Genomic DNA, 17,665 nt, shown 5'->3' on the forward strand with positions numbered 1-17,665 from the left:
TCCGGGTGCTGCGCATCCCGCATCCGGTCCCCTCCTACGAGGACGACGCCGCGGTGGCCGCCGAGCACAGCAATCACTCCGCGGCCGATCTCTTCGACGACGAGATGGACTGGCTGAACCGTCGGGCCAGCGCCGAGTGCCGGGCCGGTCGCTGCGGCCCGGTACGCGCACCGGTCGTCCACACGCAAGGGGGGCACGGCGGGGCCTTCTGTGCGGGCCACCGCTGTACCCTCACTGCCCCGGGTGACCGGGGTACCCGTCACCGGGTCATCCCGACCGCACCAGCGATCCGTGGTCGGCCGGCACCGCCGTACTTGACGTTCGGCGCCGCGGCCGGCGCGAGGTGTTCACGAGCTTGGGCGGCGTCGGGCACTCCGGTGGAGGTGGAGAGGGGTCGGAGACGGCCTGAGCTTCGCTGGGCGGAGGGGCGCCCGAGTTCTGGACGTGCTCGGGCGCCCCGAAACGCGGTGCCGGGCGGTGTGGGCCCGGCAGGATCAGGAGGGGACGGCCTATCGTTCGGCGCCGGCCGGTGACGTGGCGCCCACCGGGGTGGGGGCGTTGGGGCGGTCCGACTGGCAGCGCTGCTTCTCCGGGGCCGTCATGGGGCCGGTGCGCTGGTAGATGCGGTCGGAAAGGTCGGTGGAGGGGTGGTCGAGGACGGTGTGCAGGCGCCAGTCGCTATTGGGGTCGGTCGCCTTGGTGGTGGCGGTGTACCAGCCCTCGGTGCGCCGGCGTGCGGCCTGCGTCTCGATCCAGGAGGCTTCGGCCGGCTGGACGATCTCGGTGACCGAGCGTTCCTGCGTGGTGTTCCAGGCGGGGGCGAAACCGGTGCCCTGGGTGTACTGCTGGGCCATGATGGTCGGGGTACCGGTACCGGTGCCGGGCAGGCCCGCGGCCGCGGGGAGGTCGCCGTAGGAGCGGTTGGCGGTGGCGACGGGGCGGACGCGGTTGAGGGTGTTGCGGGTGCAGTTCAGATAGGTCTCGGCGGCTACGCGGGCGGGTGCGTAGTAGCTGAACGAGTAGTCCTCTTCGGTGGTGAACGTGCAGCGGTTCGCGGCGCCGTTGCAGTAGCTGACCGCGCTCGCGGTGGTGTTGCGGTCGTTGCCCAGGAAGGCTTCGGAGGCGGGCAGGGCTCCTGCCGGAATGGTCTTGTCGACCGGCGGCGGCTCCTGGACGGCACGGACGTTGGTGATGAGCGGGCCGCAATAGCCGGAGTTGTTCTGCGCGGCGGGAACGGTGGAAGTGAAAGTCAGGAGGGGCTCGTTGGCTCCGGCGATGAAGGTGAGAGTGACCCCCGTCCGCCAGGCCGGCTTCCAGTAGTTGCTGGGCAGCTTCTCGGTGGTGGGCAGGGTGGTCCGGTCGGTGAGGGCGCCGCCTTCGCCCTGGACGGTGTAGGTCTGGCCTTGTTCGAGTGCGGCGGCGGTGCAGTAGTTGGAGACGCTGGGGCTCTCGTCGTAGGTGACGGTGACCCGTGCTCCGGCGCGGACTCCGCGCAGGCGCTGCTTGAGGCCGTAGGTGGCTTCGCCGGGGAGGCGGAGCATGGCGGTGGTCAGGCCATCGGGGTGGCCGGCGATGTCGGCGGGCCAGCGCCAGATGCCGTTGGCGGTGCCGGTCCCCACCGTCGAGCCGACCGACCAGGCGTAGGGGTTGGCGCTGGTGACGGCGGTGAAGGCCGGTTGGGCGAAGTCGTTGTTGAGGACGGTGACCGGTACGGGGGTGGCGGCCCCGGCGGGCTGGACCGCTGCGTGGCCGACGGGCGTTGCGGCGAGCAGGCCGAGGGCTAGGCACGCGCCGATGACCGGCGCGGTACGGGTGAGGGTGCCGGTGCGTGCGGCAGAGCGAGGGCGGGATGCCATGAGGTTCTCCACAGGGGTTCTCAAGAATGGTCAGGACGTGGCGGGGGTGAGCACGTCACGGTCCTTGAACCGGGAGCCCTCCGGCAGGTTCGCGGGCATCAGGCCGCGGGGCGGGGCGGGTGCGGTGGTGTCCTCGGTTCCGGTCTTGCCCTCCGGGCGGAGGCGGTCGCAGGTGTTGCCGGGCACGGTGAAGGTGTCCGCGATGAAGGTGCTGGTGTTGACGGTGGAGGGGCCATCGACGACGACCTTGCGGATGCCGAGGCCGGTGCCGGTGGTGATCTCTCCGGCGATGCGTTGCATGGCGGAGCTCGCGCCGAAGACGAGTGCGTCGCCGGGGCGGACCTTGGTGCTGTAGGTGGTCTTCTCGGTCTGCTCGGTCGTCCAGGTTCGCTGGTAGGCGAGTTTGAAAGCGCCCTCGAAAGCTCCCTTGACGCCGAGGGAGCCTGCGATCTTCCCGCTGCCCGAAGCCCCGGCCTCCGCCCCGACGGTGGCGGTCGGCCCCTTGGATTTGTCCGGAGTGGAGAACTCGCCCTTGGCCTTCCCGTCGACGCCGGCGGTCACCTCACCGGAGGTGTTGATGGCGCCCTCGATCGAGATCTTCCCGGTGATCTCACCACCGAGGTTGTCGCTGCTCGCGGTGCGCAGGGTGATCTCCCGCGCGACGGTGATCTCGTCCTTGGTGCAGTTCACGACCGCGTTGCCCAGCGACTTGACGGCGCTGTAATAGTCGCCGGACGCCGCACGGTTGATCTCGAACCGGCAGCCCCCGGGGTGCGAGACGCAGTACTCGGTGACCTTCTGCGTCGAGGCGAGCGGGGTGTTGCCCTCGTAAGCGACGGGAGTCGGTACCGCCGGCGGCGCGGCGGCGTACGAGGAACCGGTGGTGCAGGTGAGCGCGAGGAGTGCTGCGGTGGCTGCCAGGGCCGCACGTCGGCCCGGCATGGCGGTGATCGTCTTCAACGGTTCATCTCCCCGCACAGAGAAGTCATTTCGGAGGAATTGGACAGGCCGGCCGGGAGGTCAGCGGAGAAGGAAGCGCACGTGCCGGTCAGGGCGGCCTCGGCGTTGTTGGCCGGGGCCGGATGCATGGTGCCCAACTCACCGCGGGCCTGCGCCATGTCGGTCTCCTGCGTCGTGCCGCCGCCGATCAGCTGCGTCATGCACGCCTTGGATTCCGCCGTGCACTTCTGCGCCTCCTGCTTGGCGGCCCCGATGTCCTGCTTGGCCGCGGCGGTGTCCTGCTTGGCCGCGTCGCGGTCCTTGTCGACGGCTCCACGCTCCTCAGGGGAGGCCGAGCACGGCTTGGCCTCCCCGCCGGGGCACGGGTCCTCGCCATCGAGGGGTGCCAGGACGGCGGTTCGGGGAACGGGGGCGGGTGAACCGGGTAGTAGCGGCGCGGCGGCCGCGGGTGAGAGCCCGCAGACGAGCGTGAGGGCGGCGATGGACAAGGCAATGGGGATACGGGGGAATCTGCGCATGCCGAACATGCCCCTTCCGGGGTGACGGGACGAACGAGAGTTCACAGTCCGAATGGACGCACACACAACGTAACAGAGCGCTACTCGCCGTTACCAGCGTTGTGATCATGGTTCCCTGGATTGGCCGCACGCACACAACAGCCCACCGTCCCGTCCGAGTGGCCGTCGCGGAACCGGCCCCGCCGGGACCGCCGGTCAGGGTGGCGCGTCGAGGACGTCCTCGACGCGCGGCCACGCGTGCAGGTGGGAAGGCTCAGACGGGGGGAAGGATCCGAGGAGGACCGGGCGGTAGCTCCGCACCGATCAGCGTGCCCTCGGTGACCTCGCCACCCGCTTCCACCACCGCCATGACCCCGGCGCGCCGGACCAGGCTGCCGGCGTCATCGCGGTGGAGGACCTGCTTCAGCAGCCGTGGACGAACGCTGTTGATCCGCACACAGGGATCACGCAGACCGGTCAGTCGCACCACCGCTTCGTCTCCCAGGAACAGCAGGGTTCCCAACGGGAGCCGCTCCAGCGCCAGTTCCCGGGTGGTGACGTTCTCTCCCAGCTCTCCGGGACCGAGCACGAACCCGGAGACAGCGAGCGCGTCGAGAAGCTCGGCGGGCAGAAGGTGCACCTGGGACGGGTTCGCCTCCGTGGGATCGCGACGCACTTTCCAGGGGTTGCGGACCGTGGCGCCGGCGTGCGCGTCACCCTCCACGCCCAGCCCGGCGAGCAGCACGATCGAGGACCGGAGCTCCTTGTCGACCGTCTCGTGCGACGGGCTGGCACTGACCGCGATCACCTGGGGCACAGCCGTATCCATCGAGGTCCCTTCCGTCCCGGAGTGCAGGATACGGTCCCCACCCCTGCGGACCTTGACCCAAGGCCCGCAGGGAGGTCTGGTCATCGAGGCGGCAGGCCCCTTCCGTCACCGGAGCGGTGGCGGTCGACCGGGCTGGTTCGCGGGACGGCATCGCGAAATTTGCCGACTAGATCATTCGGCTATGGGAAGGCACTCGGCGAGCAGGTCGAGGACGTCGCGCCAGGCTCGCTGCGCGTGCTGTGGGTGGTAGCCGACGCCGGGGACCGTGGGGTGGTCGACCGGCGGATGGTGGAAGGCGTGCAGGGCGCCTCCGTAGACCGTGAGGCGCCAGTCGACGCCTGCGGCCTGCATCTCGGCGGTGAACGCGTCCCGTTGCGCGGGAGGCATGATCGGGTCCTCCGATCCGACCCCGGCCCACACCGGGCAGCGGATGCGCGCCGCCTCCCCCGCTCGGCCCGTGGTCGTTGCGTTGACTGTCCCGATCGCGCGCAGGTTGACGCCGGCGCGCCCGAGTTCCAGCGCGATGGCGCCCCCGGTGCCGTAGCCGAGGGCGGCGATCCGGTCGGGGTCGGTCCGCGGTTCGGCGCGCAGCACGTCGAGCCCGGCGTGCCCGATGTCCCGCATCCGGTCGGGGTTGGCGAGCAGCGGCAGGCAACGGGCCAGCATCTCCTCGGGGTCACCCAAATAGCGCCCGCCGTGAAGGTCGAAAGCCAGTGCTACGTATCCCAGCACGGCGAGAGCATCGGCCCGGCGGCACTCCACGTCGCTGAGCCCCATGCCCTCCGGCCCGAGCAGCACCGCGGGCAGGCGGTCGACACCGGCCGGGACGGCGAGGTGCCCGATCATCGTCAGACCGTCGGCCTGGTACTCGATCGTGCGCGTCGTGATCGTCATGGGACTGGACCGTATTGATGGTCGAGCTCGGTCGGGCCGGTGTTCACCGCTGGCAGAACAGCGCGGGGATGCCTCTGAAATACGGCGATGTCTCACAAGATCCGTCACAGACCCCGTTCCCGACAACTCGGTTCCCGGCTGCTGAGAGACCGCGACCGGGTCGTTGCGGGCGCGGGCGCTTACCCGGGCGGGTTGGGTGGCGGGCGGCCGGGCGGCCGGGCGGTTGAGCTGAGCCACGAGCTCGCGGTTGGCGGTGCGGGCGGGGCGCTGGCGAGCGCTGTCTTGTCCATTCCGCGGTCGGGCTGGGTGCGCAGGACGGGCCGACAAGGCGTACGCCTCCCGCAGGAACCGCGCCTACCTGCGCTGCACCATCCCCGACGAGGGCGACCAGGCGCGCAATCGCCGACAGCTCGGCTCCCGCGGCGGCCGGCCGCAGCACTTCGACTCGGCCGATTACCCCGCGCGTCATGCGGTCGAGCGCGGCATCAACCGCCTTGAGAGACACCGCGCCGGCGCCACGCGATACGACAAGCTCGCCGTCCGCTACGAGGCCACCGTACCCAAGCCCCGTTCCGCTCTCCTTCGATCGGCTCGTAGTCCTTGAGGTGAACGGCCAGGGCGACTACGAGCCGCTTCGGCCTGATGTGGTCCTTGCCTTCCACGAGTTGTGCCTCGTGAGGGACGACGGCGAGTGGTGCATGGGGCAGCTCGACAACGACGGCTCGGTGATCTGCTGGGCCTCCTGCGGTTCTGACCTGGCCGAGGCAATCCGCAGCCGCTGAACGACATCCCTCAGCCTCAGCCACTTTCGATGTACGGCCTAAAGGCTGTTGCAGAAGGTCTACGCTCGGGGATTCCTCTTGTATGGGTGGGGTGTTGCGGGCTGAGTCGTTGCGGGTGGAGACGTTCACGGGCTTGCGGATGGAGCGGTTCGCGAAGCTGGGGAAGGTGATGCGGGAGCGGGGCGGCAACGGTCTCGGTGGCGGCCGTCCGTGGTGACGGAGGCTGCGGTGACGGGCTCGGCGGCCCGGCCGCTCCAGGCCCTCCAGGCGCTGAGCTACATGGGCGTGCGGATCGCCATCGACGACTTCGGCACGGGGTACTCGAAGCTCGCCTACCTCAGCCAGCGGCTGCCGGTCTCGGTGCTGAAGGTCGACGGCTCCTTCGTGCGCGGCTTCCGCTACGAGGAGGGGGCCCACCCGAACCCGGCCGACGAGACCATCGTCGAGGCCCCCCAGGGCCGGCTGTACTCCCGCGCGGTCGCCCCGGGCGTGATCACCGGCACGATCGGGCTCCGGACCTCGGCCTCCGAGGCCCAGGAGTGACCCACGGGTAAGGGCCGGACCGCCCGGTGGAGGGCGGTCCGGCCTTCGCTCGCGCGGGGGGTTATCCGTTGACGACGTGGTCGTAGCGCAGGGCGACGTAGCCCGAGGCGGCGTGGCCGGCGATGCGGCCGTCGCTGCCGCCGTTCAGGTAGTCCTGACCGCGCATCATGTCGTCGTTGGTGTTCGCCTCGTGGATGTACGAGAACTTGCCCGCGGCCTTGTCGACCCACTTCTCGAAGAGCACCACGTGCCCGTCCAGGGTGTTCAGCGCGTCACCGGGCTGGAGGTCGGACTTGGAGATGGTGGCGGCGGTGCCCGGCAGGCTCTGGGTCGTGTAGCTGGCACCGGCGTGCCAGACCATGGAGACGAAGCCGGAGCAGTCGGTGCGGTAGGTGTGGTCGCCGTCCGGGTCGGAGGCGTACGCGCCCTGGTTGTAGGCGATGTCACGGCTCAGCCAGTTCGCGGCGCGGCTCATGATCTCGCTGCGGGCGATCTGCCCGCCCTTGGTGGAGGGGGTGGGGGTGGGGGGCGCCGGCGGCTGGTAGGTGCAGTCGTTGGCGAAGGCGGAGAGCAGGCTCTGGGTCCAGCCGCTCGTGTCGACCGGGTCGGCGGGGTGGTAGGCGATGTCGTCGCCCTTGCCGTCGGTGGGGTCGGCGTCGTGGTACCAGTACATCCCACCGTTCGTACGACCGTAGTAGAGGCCGCCGCCGGGCGAGACGAGGTTGTCGACCGCCGACCAGCCGGAGCTCTTGAGCTCCGAGCTCTCCCAGTCTCCGACGCCGTTGATCTGGTAGGACAGCAGACGGCCGTCGGCGGTGGTGGCGATGAGGACGTCGTCGCCGGCGGCGGCGAGCGTCTTCAGGACGAAGCCGGTGTCGATCACGGCGTGCTTGGCGATGTGGGCGGGCCCGGCGGGCTTGGCCTGGGAGACGTTGTAGCGGTGGAGCTCGCCGCCGACCGTGCCGTAGAGGTGACCCGCGCCGTCGTAGGTCAGCTTGTCGAAGGTCCAGCCGCTGTCCCAGATCTTCGTGACACCGGCCAGGGCCAGGGCGCTGTCGTTGGTCTGGATGTCGACGCGGTACAGCTCGCCGGCCGTCGAGGTCACCAGGACGGTGTTGAAGTTGAGGGTGGCCATCGCCTTGGGCGTGAAGCCGAGGTTCGCGCCGACCAGGGTCTTGACGCGGTCACCGGTGTTGGGGGCTATCGCCGTGTAGGTGAGGCGGCCGTCGGGGAGGGTGCCGTAGACCGACACGTTGCCGCCGCAGACGGCGGCGGCCTGGGCGGGCGCCGAGGTGAGGGTGATCATGCCGAGAGTGGTGGCAGAGACGGCCAGGGTGGCGGCGAGGCGGCGCTTGAACGACGACGAGGACATGGGTGTCTCCAGGTTCTGGGCAGCCCTGACGTACGCGCGTCGGGCCGGGAGGGGAGGGGAGGGGAGGGGAGGGGAAACGGGCGAGCGGGCGCGGCTCGGGGCCGCTCAGTACCAGTTGTTGTTCAGGAAGTGGGTCCAGGCGCCGCAGGGCGTGCCGTACTGGCCGTCGATGTAGGACAGGCCCCACTTGATCTGGGTGACCGGGTTGGTGCGCCAGTCGTCGCCGAAGGCGTCCATCTTCGAACCGGGCAGGGCCTGGGGGATGCCGTACGCCGTGGAGTTCGGGTTGTCGGCCCAGTAGCGCCAGCCGCTCTCCCTGTCCCAGAGCTGCTCCAGGCAGTTCCACTGGGTGGTGCTGTTCCAGGCGCCGCCGTCGTGCCGGTTCATCAGGTCGCGGCCGGCCGCCTTCACAGCGGGTATGTCGTGGCCGTCGAGCGGGTCCGCGGTGGTGGTGCAGCTGAAGGTCCCCGGCTGGGCGGAGAGCAGTCGTTGCGTCCAGCCGCCGGTGTTGACGGGGGTGTCGTTGTGGTACGCGATGTCGGTTCCGGAACCGTCCGCCGGATTGGCGTCCTTGTACCAGTACATGGCGCCCGTGGTTTCGATCCGACCGTAGTAGAGGCCGCCGCCGGGCGATACGACCTGGTCGAAGCCGGACCAGCCGGACGGCTTGAGGTCGTCCCGGTCCCAGGTGCCATCGGCGTTGATCTTGTAGGAGTAGAGCGCGCCGGCCGACGTCGTGGCGAGCAGACGATCGTCTCCGGCGGCCGTGAGCGTCTTCAGGACGAAGCCGCTGCCGATCTCCTTGCGCTGGCCGATGTGCGCCGAGCCGGTCGGCTTGGGCTGTGAGACCAGGTACTGGAGCAGGACCCCGCCCGCCGTGCCGTACAGGTGGCCGTGTCCGTCGTAGGTGAGCTTGTCGTGGGTCCAGCCGCTGTCGAAGATCTTGACGGGCGGGCGTTCCAGGACGAGGGACTCGTTGTTGGTGAGGACGTCGAGGCGGTAGAGCGCGCCCGTCGTCGAGGTCACCAGGACGGTGTTGAAGTCGAGGGTGGCCATCGCCCTGGGCTCGAACCCCAAGTCCGCTCCGACCCGCACCTTCTTCAGGGCGCCGGTGGCCGGGGTGATGGTACTGAAGGTCAGGCGGCCGTCGGGAAGGACGCCGTAGATCGAGGCGGTTCCGCCGCACGTGGTCGCGGCCTCGGCGGCCGGGGCGGCGGCGACGGCCGCGGCGGTGAGCAGGCAGGCTCCGAGGGCGGTCGAGAGGGCGGCTCCCGCGCTCTTACGGGCGGCCTGGCGGAGGGTGGCGGTCACTGTGTTCTCCTGGGGAACGTTCGCGGCGCGGCTCGCCGGGGCGGTAGCCGTGCACCCGCAGCGGGGCGCGGGCGCCGTCGAGGATGGCGTGGGCCTGGGTGAGGGCCGCGGCTTCGGAGCCGGCCCTCAGGAAGAGGTAGACGTCCACGCCGTCGGCTGCGGCTTTGGTCCGCAGGTGTTCCAGTCCGTGGGCGGCGGGCGTGTGGGCCCAGATCAGATCGGAGACGAGCGCGAGCACGCCCGTCGGGTCCGGGTCGGCAGGTGGCCCTGAGAGTGAGGCCCGTACGACGCGCATTGCGGTCAGTCCCAGTTGATGCTGTCCCGGGTGGAATCGGGCGTCGTGTCCCAGTTGATGCTGTCCTCGATGGACGCGGGCGCCGTGTCCCAGTTGATGCTGCCGTCGATGGACGCGGGCGTGGTGTCCCAGTTGATGCTGCCGTCGGCGGCGGCGCTGACGCTGTGGTCCTCGGCGGCGGCCGCCGAGGCGGTGGTGACCGCGCCGGCGCACAGAGCGGTGAGGACGGCGGCGACAGCGGCGAAGCGGGCGGTGCGGGACATGGTTTCCCCCAGGTCACAGGCGTGGAAGCGAGGCGTTCGGTGCGGTGTGCTGCGCGCTGGTCCGGATCGTCCTTGCGGCTCTGGCCTGAGTCGGGGAGTTTCGTCCCCGCCGTCCCGGTGAACACCATGTTGCTGCCCGCGGGACCTGCGCAGAAGAGGTTCCGGTTGGCACCAACAGGCCCTGGCACCTTGGTGACAGACTTCGCCTAGGATCGCGGGGGCGACGCTCGCCGGGGGCGGTCCAACTACAGCCGGGGGGCTGGGAGATGCTGCAAACGCTGGGGCTCGGAGCCGATGTGGAAGCCGTGTACCGGGGCATGCTGGCCGACCCTTCGGGAGGCATCGCCGAGCTCAGTGACCGCCTCGGTCTGACCGAGACCCGGGTCCGCGAGGGCCTGGACCGGCTCGTCGACCTCGACCTGCTCAGACCGTCCCGGGACTGCCCGGGCGGCCTGCGCGCGGTGAGACCCGAACTGGGCCTGGAGCTGCTCCTGCGCCGCCAGGAAGAGGAGCTGGCCAGGCAGCAGCAGGAGCTGGCCCGCAGCAAAGCGGCCGCGGCGCAGGTGGTCTCCGAGTTCGCCGGACTCAGCCCCAACACCGAGGTCGACGGCGCGGAACGGCTCGTGGGGATGGACGCCATCCAGGGCCGCCTGGAGCAGCTCGCCCACGGACTGACCCGGGAGTGCCTGGCGATCCTGCCGGGCGGCGCACTCTCGGAAGCGAGCCTGGAGGCTTCCCGGCCGCTGGACCGGCGGGCATTGGACCGCGGCATCGAGATGCGCTCGGTCTACCAGGACAGCGCCCGCAACGATCCGACGACGCTGGCCTACGCGCGGTGGCTGACCGAACAGGGCGGCCAGGTGCGGACGAGTCCGCTCCTGCCGCCGCGCCTGCTGATATTCGACCGCGCGGTGGCGGTCGTCCCGATCGACCCGGACCACTCCCGGCTCGGCGCCCTGTGCACCAGAGCACCCGGGATCGTGGCCTCCCTGACCACCCTCTTCGAGCAGACGTGGGATTCGGCGGTACCGCTCGGCGCGGACCGGCCCCGCCCCAGCGACACCCTTCCCACCGCGACCGAGCTCGAACTGCTGAAGCTCCTGGCCTCGGGCATGACCGACGAGGCCGCCGCCAAGCGCCTCGGGGTGTCCCTGCGGACCGTCCGACGCCAGATGTCCGCCCTGATGGAACGCCTCCACGCGACGAGCCGCTTCGAAGCCGGCCTCAAAGCGGCGCAGCAAGGCTGGCTCTGACGATCGGGGGCTATCGGCCGCCGTGTCACACACCTCCCGCCCCGCCCCGCCCCGGGAGAGAGGGGCAGGGCGAAGGCGTCGCTCGGCGCGGGGTCGGGGCGGGCAAGATGGGGCGATGAACTTCGATCAGCCGCTGCCTCGCGAGGTTAAGATCATTGATTCGGCCTCGCTGTTCAGGCTGGAGGAGCGGGCGTGTGACCTCAGCCTGAACCAGCGGCTGGATCCGGAGTGGGTGCGGGCGAATGCGGCGCCCGACGGCGCCCACTACCTGTGGCCAGCCCTGTGGAACAGCCTGTCCCACCGTCAGGACGTTCCACGTCAGTTGCGGTGCGAGCTATTGATCACTCTGTCTGCCGGGGACCGCGTGATGAGCCTCCTGGACGTGCTTCCCTACGACTTCACCCCGCTGCCGAGGGTGACCTCACGCGAAGAAGGCATACAGGTCAGCCAGCTCCTTGACCGTGCTCCTTCGGTCAGGGAATGGCTCCTGCGCGAAGGCGAGGGCTCGGACCGGCCGTGACAGGCGTCGCCAGCAGATGAGCGCGCATCCCAGAGCGAGGAACGCTTCGTGGATGTCGTCACGGATCTCCCAGCGGATCCGCAGGCGGCGGAACCAGTGCAGGTGGGCGAAGGCACGCTCGACAACCCGGCATCGGGTGCCGAGCCCGGAGCCGTGTCGCCACACCAACTCACCGGGACGCCCCCGCACTCGTGCTGCCGGCACACCCAACCCTCACCCGAGCCCCGATGGGTAACCCTGTGCCGGGCCAAACCGCCCGTGCCCACCACGGCGCCCCGAAGCCCCGCCGCCCACCCACCTCGATCCACGCCCGGCGCGACGCCGCGCCGTCACGCTCCATCACCCGAGCACCACCGGGCACTGCCCCATCCCGACCCGCCCCTCCCCCATCTCGACGAGCGCGTCGGCATCGGCGTCCGGACCCAGCTGGACACCCGGTCCGTCCCGCGCACGTCCTCGGCGAGGAGCAGCAGCGGGTCAACGACCCGGACGGTGCTCGTACCCCCGCCCGCCCCGGACACCACCAGCGTCGCCACCGCCGGCGCGCGGGAACCTCGATCTTGCCCGCGCCAGCAGCCACGCGACCACCAACCCGCGCACGACGACGGCGGTGGCCGGGACGGGGAACCCGGGTGGGCGGTGCGTCGGACGGGGTCCGCCTGGCACCAGCCCGCTCACTACGCCGAGCTCGCCGATCTGCTGCGCGCCCGGGATCTGTCCGTGGGGGTGCCCGATCTCTACGGGTTCTCGCTCGCCGAGAGCACCGCGAAGGTCGAGGCCATCGCCTCGGTTTCGCCGGAGCCGTCGGTGGTGGTGGGAGATTCGTTCGGGGGTGTCACCGCTGGGACGGTGCGTGGTGCCGGCGCGTTGGTCTTCCTCGCCGGCTGGATTCTCGACGTCGGTGAATCCCCGGCCGAAGTGCTCGCGGCGACTCCGGGCGAGCCTGGCGAGGGGTTGCTCGCGCTGCCGGACGCGGACGGGCGGCTTCGGCTGGATCCGGATGATGCCAAGGCCAAGCTCTACGGCGATGTCGGCGATGTCGACGAACCGGCGGCCGTGCGTGCGGTGGAGTTGCTGCGTCCGGAACATCCGTCGATCTTCGACGCCGCTCCTGCTCGGGTGAGTTGGCGGGACACCCCCTCGCTCTACCTCCGCGGGCCGCACGACCGGACCATGGCGACCCCGCTTCCGGCCCGCTTCGCCGAGCGTTGCTCTCGTACGGAAGTGTGGGACACCAGCCACTCCCCCCACCTGAGCCACCCAGCCGCCGTGTCCGACCTGATTGAGCGTCAGCGAGTGGGCGGCAGCCGTTGAGCCCGGATCGCGGTACCGCTGGCGCGCCAGGCCAGGAAGCGTCGGGACGCTCCGCCCTGCGGGCCCGGAGTGAAACAGGCGCTGCCGTGACTTCGGCAGCCGGCCGCCCCCGCCGGAGTTAGGCGAGGGCGAGGGCAGGGTCAGCTCATGCGTTTGCGGGTCCACCACCAGGCCCCGGCGAGTGCCAGTAGCGACAGGGCGAGGCAGATCGCGCTCTCGGTGTACTGGATCGGCCACAGGTGGGACTTGGGGTGGTAGGAGACCCACTGGCGGGTGATCCCGTGGTCCCGCAGGCAGGCGAAGTGGTCGCCGGTGAGGCCACCGCTCACGGTGCACTCGGGGAGTTCCTGGGCCGGGGCCCCGGTGTTGGTCAGCAGGCCGCGCGACTGGACCCAGGCGCCCCCGGGGAAGGAGAGGGGATCGGTGATGGGCAGGTTGTCCGTGACGGTCGGGCGCAGGGCTCCCCGGTAGCGCTCCAGGACGACGAGCAGCGCTCCGGCGGTCACGACGGTGGCGCCCATGGCGGTCACCGTCCGGCGCAGGACCAGCCCGAAGACGATGCCGATCGACACCATGAGGACCGAGCGGGCCACCGGCGCCGGGCCGATGGCGTCGTACGGCATCCAGGAGGACCAGTCGGAGTAGCTGCCGAGGCGCCCGGCGACCGTGGACCACCAGGACGTGGCGGCCCAGCTGGCGGCCGCACTGACGATGACGGCGAGCACGAGCGGCAGGGAGACCTTCGCCAGGAACCAGCGGCTCCGCGTGACGGACTGCGACAGCACCGTGCGGTAGGTGCCCGACTCCAGCTCCTGGGCGAAGAGGGGCGCGCCCAGGAACAGGCCCAGTGCCACCGGGAGCAGTGTGAGCAGGCTCAGCAGCCCGCGGAGCGGCAGCACGTGGTCGGTACTGAACTCCGGGGGTAGCTGACAGCCCTCCCCCTCGGGGCACAGCGGCAACCGGAGGTGCGCGATGGCGTCGAGGGTCGCGGAGCGGCCCATGACCGCGTACAGCACGATGCCGGTGGCCGCGAGGGCGAACGCGGCCAGGGCTAGGCGTTGTTGGCGCAGGACGAGCCAGAGCAGCCCGCCCCGGGCGGAGCGCTTCAGGTTGTGGTCTTCGTTCCGGTTCTGCTTCCGTGTGCGGGCGTGGCCGCGGGGGTGGTCCGGGGTACTGGTACTGGTACTGGTGCTGGTCACTGGGGTCACTGGTCCTCGTCCGGTCGGGTGAGGGGGCGGGCGTCGGAGGCGAGGTAGGGGTGGGCGTCGGAGGCGAGGAGGTAGGCCATCAGGAGGTGCTCCAGGCTCGGTGCGTCGGCCCGGGCGTCCGGGGCTTCGGCCCGGAGCTCCTCCGGGGTCCGCGGGCTGCGGCGGGTGATGGTCAGCGCGTGGGACGGTAGTTGTGCGACTCGGCTGCCGGGCGGGTGGGGTGCGTCGTTCGCCAGGGCGCTGTGGCCGGCGATGAGTTCGCCGACCGGACCGGCCAGCCGGACGGTGCCCGCGTTGATCACGGCGAGGTAGTCGCACAGGCCGACCAATTCCCCGACCACGTGCGAGGAGAGCACCACGGTGGTGCCGTGCGTCGCGGCCTCGTCACGGAGCAGACCGGCGATCTCGTGGCGGACCAGCGGGTCGAGGTCGGACATGGGCTCGTCGAGCATCAACAGGCGTGGCCGCTTGCCGAAGGCCAACGCCAGGGCCACACGGGTGCGCTGCCCTCCCGACAGGGACGAGACGCGGGCCTTCAGTGGGATCGAGCCGGCGTCCACGATGCGGTGTGCGGTTGCCTCATCCCAGCTCGGATTGAGCGCGGCGCCCATGCGCAGGATCTCGGAGACCCTGAATCCCCGGTAGAGGGGCTTGTCCTGGCTGAGCAGGGCGGTCGTCGCGCGGGCTCGGGGCGATCCCGCGTCGGCGCCGAAGACGCGCACGCTGCCGGAGCTGGGCGCGAGCAGGCCGCCCGCGAGGGAGAGGAACGTGGACTTGCCCGCCCCGTTGGGGCCGACCAGTGCGCAGACCCGGCCGGCCGGAACGCGCAGGGAGCAGCCGTTCAGGGCCCAGCCCCTGCGGTATCGGTGGCCCAGGTCGACGGCTTCCAGCGCCGTGCTGCCCGGGCGGGGAACGAGGTGGCGGTTCATGTCCCCGACGCTACGAACCGGACCGGCGGGCGGGCATCGGCGGAAAGTAGAGAACCGCCGGCCCCACCCGTGACCAAAGGTGGAGCGGGGGCCGGGGGGCACCCCTGCCAAGGGTGGAGTGACGGATGCCGCGCCGGCCGCTACGGCCTCACAGGAGTCCGGCGCGGTAGACGAGCAGGGCGATCTGCACACGGTTGTCGAGGTCGAGCTTGGTGAGGATGTGCGAGACGTGCGACTTGACCGTGGGCACGCTCATGTAGAGGTCCACGGCGATCTGGGCGTTCGTACGACCCTTCGCCACCTCCAGGGCCCCCTCCCGCTCCCTCGCACCGAGGGCGGCAAGCTGATCGGCCGTCGGCGAGGTCGGCAAAGATGGTTCCGCCTCGGCTTCTTCCTTGGCCTCGGCTCCTTCCTTGGCTTCCGCTTCGGCTTCCGGTTCTGTGCCACCAGCCGTCACCTTGTCGATGAGTTGCCCCAGGGATTCCGGAGACATCACCGGTTCACCGGCGACGGCCCGCCGCACCGCCTCGATGATGCGCGCCGGGCTGGTGTGCTTGAGGAGGAACCCGTCCGCGCCGGCTCTCAGGGCCCGCAGGACATACGAGTCGGCGGTGAAGGTGGTCAGTACCAGTACGTGCGGCGGGTCGGGCATCGCCCTGACCAGGCGGGTGGCCTCCAGCCCGTCGAGCCCCGGCATGCGGATGTCCATCAGCACCACGTCGGGCGCGTGCGTGCGTACGAGGTCGGGCACCCGGTGTCCGTCGTCGGCCTCCGCGACCACCTCGATGTCGGCGGCGCTGCCCAGCATCAGGCGCAGTCCGGCCCGGACCAGGGCGTCGTCGTCGACGAGCAGGACACGGATCACGCCGGCCACGGGAGCCTCGCCTTCACCAGGAACACCCCGTCGGCCGGCCCGTGGCTGAACTCGCCACCGATCAGGTCGACGCGCCCGGCCAACCCCCGCAACCCCGAACCGCTGCCGGGCAGGGCGTACCGGTGGTCTGCGGCGGCGGGGATCGTGTTGCTGACCTCGACGGTCAGCCCCGCGGCGGGCGAGCCGTGCAGGTCGATGCGTACGCGCCCGCCCGGAGCATGCTTGCGCACGTTGGTCAGGGCCTCGCGCACGATCCGGTACGCCGTCCGGCCTACGAGCTCGGGGACCACCGGAAGCAGGTCGGGCCGCAGGTCCTCGTTCAGTTCGACGTGCATGCCGGCGCGGGCGGACTCCGCCACGAGGGCCGGCAGGTGGGCGAAGCCCGGCTGCGGAGGATCGGGGGCGTCCTCCGTTCTCTCGCGCGGCCCCGACCTGAGCACCCCGAGGACCTGCTGCAGGTCCTCCAGCGCCTGCACCGCACTCGACCGGATCACCTCCACGGACGCGGTGATCTGCTCCGGCGGCGCCGTCGGGTTCACCCCCAGCGCGCCCGCGTGCATGCTCAGCAGGGAGAGCCGGTGCGCCAGCACGTCGTGCATCTCCCGCGCCAGCTCCTCCCGCTCCTGACGGCGCACCGCTTGGGCGCGCAGCACCGCTTCCACCTCGGCCTGCGCCCGGCGCTCGGCCCGCGAGCGGACGTACAACCCCGCCATAACCGCGCCGGTGAGCAGCGCGGACGTGGTGAACGCGGTGGCGCCCGCCTCACCCAACGGAACCGGATGCACCAACGGCTGGAGCGCGAGGGGCAGTAGCGCCAACCCGGCGGTCGTCGCCACCGTACGGCGCTGGCGAGAGGCCACCACCGTCGCGAGGCCGAACAGGGCAGCGGGGAACAGCGGCGCCACCGTCGAGGCCGCGAGCAGCCCCAGGGTGACGCCCACCGGGGCCCGCCGGCGCCACCACAGCGCGGCGCTGCCCACGAACGGCACCAGCAGGAACCATACGAGCGCCGCCGGTGTTCCCGGTGTCATGGCATCGGCCAGGTAGGAGCCGAGGGGATGTGCGTTGAACATCGGGTACAACGAGAGCCCGTGTGACATGGCGCTCACCGCACCCGCCGACAACGCGCCGCCCCACAGCATCAGGTCGGAACCGCGCCCGCGTCCGCGAAGGGCCCCATCTATCCAGCTCATGGGCCCATCGTAGGGGGGTGCGCCGTTTTGTCGGTATTCTCTAGATTTATCAGGTCCAGACAGGCCGCCCCCGCCGCGTGCGGCCGGGCCTTCGCCGGTGACCACCGAGTGGATCTCCCCCCGCGGTCGAGCCGTTTCGGCACTGCCTGGACGGTACCCGCACCGCAGGGCGGGGACGACAGCCCTATGGGTGTCGTCCCCGCCCTGCGGTGCCGGTGTCCGCGCCCGTCAGAGACGGTGCGGGCCTTCGTAGTAGCCGCCGACCTGGCGGTGGTAGTCCAGGTCGCCGAGGTGCTTGTCCTTGTCGAACTCGGGAGCGTTCTTGATCTGCTCCCTCGTCCGGTCGACGTAGATCTTCTCGTCGTTCGGATCAACCCGGCTGACCGTGCCCGCGGGCAGCAGGACTTCCTTGCCGAAGATCCACGGACCGGTGTCGACCACGATGTAGGCCGAGCCGACCTCGTCCGAGTGCTTGTCGACCTTCCCGATGGAACCGTCCGTCGCCTCGACCTTGTAACCCGTCAGATCCGCACCAGCCAGACGGCCGGACGTTGCACGGTAACCCCACACATTCTCAGTCATGCGAAAACAACTCCTCCGGTCAACGGGAGACAGGAAGGAAATACTCCCCACCCATCTGCCCTTTTCCGTACTGCGTACGCGGCGGAAACCTGCATCCGCCATACCTCCGCCTGCCCCGCATTCGGTCCCGCACACACCTCAATCCCATTCAGCACCGGGACGGCCGTCGATCGTTGGAGGCGAGCAGGTC

18 protein-coding genes and 3 pseudogenes are annotated in these 17,665 nt (G+C 70.7%); 6 read left to right on the top strand and 15 right to left on the bottom strand.

The genetic code is table 11. From position 1 onward, the window contains the following. Positions 1-509 precede the first annotated feature (509 nt). The 5 genes from ACIBEA_RS30655 to ACIBEA_RS30675 form a co-directional block, all read right to left on the bottom strand. Positions 510-1,856: a hypothetical protein gene (locus ACIBEA_RS30655; RefSeq protein WP_399266439.1), complete on the bottom strand. Its 1,347-nt coding sequence runs from the start codon at positions 1,854-1,856 to the stop codon at positions 510-512. Positions 1,857-1,886: 30 nt separating this feature from the next. Beyond that, positions 1,887-2,816, bottom strand: a complete 930-nt coding sequence (locus ACIBEA_RS30660) for a hypothetical protein (protein ID WP_399266440.1) — start codon at positions 2,814-2,816, stop codon at positions 1,887-1,889. Further along, entirely contained in the window at positions 2,813-3,304 is a 492-nt protein-coding gene (locus ACIBEA_RS30665; RefSeq protein ID WP_399266441.1) for a hypothetical protein, read from the bottom strand. Before ACIBEA_RS30665 ends, ACIBEA_RS30660 begins: the two co-directional genes overlap by 4 nt. A gap of 283 nt (positions 3,305-3,587) precedes the next feature. Beyond that, entirely contained in the window at positions 3,588-4,142 is a 555-nt protein-coding gene (locus ACIBEA_RS30670) for an MOSC domain-containing protein (protein WP_399266442.1), read from the bottom strand. 171 nt (positions 4,143-4,313) lie between these two features. After that, on the bottom strand, positions 4,314-5,036 hold the full coding sequence (locus ACIBEA_RS30675; protein ID WP_399266443.1) for a dienelactone hydrolase family protein: 723 nt from the start codon (positions 5,034-5,036) through the stop codon (positions 4,314-4,316). A gap of 605 nt (positions 5,037-5,641) precedes the next feature. On the opposite strand from ACIBEA_RS30675, the gene ACIBEA_RS30680 reads away from it, so the two are divergent. From ACIBEA_RS30680 to ACIBEA_RS30690, 3 genes and pseudogenes are all read left to right on the top strand, one after another. After that, a complete protein-coding gene (locus ACIBEA_RS30680; protein ID WP_399266444.1) occupies positions 5,642-5,818 on the top strand; it encodes a hypothetical protein in 177 nt (58 codons plus the stop codon). Positions 5,819-5,900: 82 nt separating this feature from the next. Further along, positions 5,901-6,032: pseudogene (locus tag ACIBEA_RS30685) on the top strand (IS5/IS1182 family transposase); the annotation flags it as partial. Next, positions 6,032-6,361: pseudogene (locus ACIBEA_RS30690) on the top strand (EAL domain-containing protein); the annotation flags it as partial. The pseudogenes ACIBEA_RS30685 and ACIBEA_RS30690, both read left to right, overlap by 1 nt. A gap of 61 nt (positions 6,362-6,422) precedes the next feature. Here ACIBEA_RS30690 and ACIBEA_RS30695 read toward each other — a convergent pair. The 4 genes from ACIBEA_RS30695 to ACIBEA_RS30710 all read right to left on the bottom strand — a co-directional run bounded on the left by ACIBEA_RS30695 (position 6,423) and on the right by ACIBEA_RS30710 (position 9,602). After that, complete coding sequence (locus tag ACIBEA_RS30695; protein WP_399266445.1) at positions 6,423-7,733, bottom strand: tachylectin-related carbohydrate-binding protein; 1,311 nt, start codon at positions 7,731-7,733, stop codon at positions 6,423-6,425. A 105-nt stretch (positions 7,734-7,838) separates the two neighbouring features. Further along, positions 7,839-9,044, bottom strand: coding sequence for a peptidase S1 and S6 (locus ACIBEA_RS30700; RefSeq protein ID WP_399266447.1), 1,206 nt, complete (start codon positions 9,042-9,044; stop codon positions 7,839-7,841). Next, positions 9,013-9,282, bottom strand: a complete 270-nt coding sequence (locus ACIBEA_RS30705) for a hypothetical protein (protein ID WP_399266448.1) — start codon at positions 9,280-9,282, stop codon at positions 9,013-9,015. The genes ACIBEA_RS30700 and ACIBEA_RS30705 overlap by 32 nt, the downstream gene beginning before the upstream one ends. 62 nt (positions 9,283-9,344) lie before the next feature. After that, entirely contained in the window at positions 9,345-9,602 is a 258-nt protein-coding gene (locus ACIBEA_RS30710) for a hypothetical protein (protein ID WP_399266449.1), read from the bottom strand. A gap of 266 nt (positions 9,603-9,868) precedes the next feature. Here ACIBEA_RS30710 and ACIBEA_RS30715 point away from each other — a divergent pair, with 266 nt between their 5' ends. Then, a complete protein-coding gene (locus ACIBEA_RS30715; protein ID WP_399266450.1) occupies positions 9,869-10,855 on the top strand; it encodes a LuxR C-terminal-related transcriptional regulator in 987 nt (328 codons plus the stop codon). Between the two features lie 115 nt (positions 10,856-10,970). Further along, positions 10,971-11,375, top strand: a complete 405-nt coding sequence (locus ACIBEA_RS30720) for a hypothetical protein (RefSeq protein ID WP_399266451.1) — start codon at positions 10,971-10,973, stop codon at positions 11,373-11,375. On the opposite strand, the pseudogene ACIBEA_RS30725 reads toward ACIBEA_RS30720, so the two are convergent. Further along, positions 11,367-11,531, bottom strand: a pseudogene (locus ACIBEA_RS30725) (IS5/IS1182 family transposase); the annotation flags it as partial. The gene ACIBEA_RS30720 and the pseudogene ACIBEA_RS30725 overlap by 9 nt on opposite strands. 570 nt (positions 11,532-12,101) lie before the next feature. Here ACIBEA_RS30725 and ACIBEA_RS30730 point away from each other — a divergent pair. Beyond that, complete coding sequence (locus ACIBEA_RS30730) at positions 12,102-12,689, top strand: alpha/beta fold hydrolase (RefSeq protein ID WP_399266452.1); 588 nt, start codon at positions 12,102-12,104, stop codon at positions 12,687-12,689. Between the two features lie 140 nt (positions 12,690-12,829). Here ACIBEA_RS30730 and ACIBEA_RS30735 read toward each other — a convergent pair whose 3' ends face one another. The 5 genes from ACIBEA_RS30735 to ACIBEA_RS30755 form a co-directional block, all read right to left on the bottom strand. Next, a complete protein-coding gene (locus ACIBEA_RS30735) occupies positions 12,830-13,888 on the bottom strand; it encodes an ABC transporter permease subunit (RefSeq protein ID WP_399266453.1) in 1,059 nt (352 codons plus the stop codon). A gap of 5 nt (positions 13,889-13,893) precedes the next feature. Then, positions 13,894-14,826, bottom strand: a complete 933-nt coding sequence (locus tag ACIBEA_RS30740; RefSeq protein WP_399266454.1) for an ABC transporter ATP-binding protein — start codon at positions 14,824-14,826, stop codon at positions 13,894-13,896. Between the two features lie 148 nt (positions 14,827-14,974). Beyond that, positions 14,975-15,700, bottom strand: coding sequence for a response regulator (locus ACIBEA_RS30745; RefSeq protein ID WP_399266455.1), 726 nt, complete (start codon positions 15,698-15,700; stop codon positions 14,975-14,977). Next, entirely contained in the window at positions 15,688-16,893 is a 1,206-nt protein-coding gene (locus ACIBEA_RS30750) for a sensor histidine kinase (protein WP_399266456.1), read from the bottom strand. Before ACIBEA_RS30750 ends, ACIBEA_RS30745 begins: the two co-directional genes overlap by 13 nt. Before the next feature lie 228 nt (positions 16,894-17,121). Further along, the gene (locus ACIBEA_RS30755; protein WP_399266458.1) at positions 17,122-17,475 is read right to left on the bottom strand and encodes a PRC-barrel domain-containing protein; all 354 of its coding nucleotides are present in this window, start codon (positions 17,473-17,475) and stop codon (positions 17,122-17,124) included. Between the last annotated feature and the right edge of the window lie 190 nt (positions 17,476-17,665).

This window comes from Streptomyces sp. NPDC051555, assembly GCF_044454405.1.
In the GTDB taxonomy this organism is placed as follows: domain Bacteria; phylum Actinomycetota; class Actinomycetes; order Streptomycetales; family Streptomycetaceae; genus Streptomyces.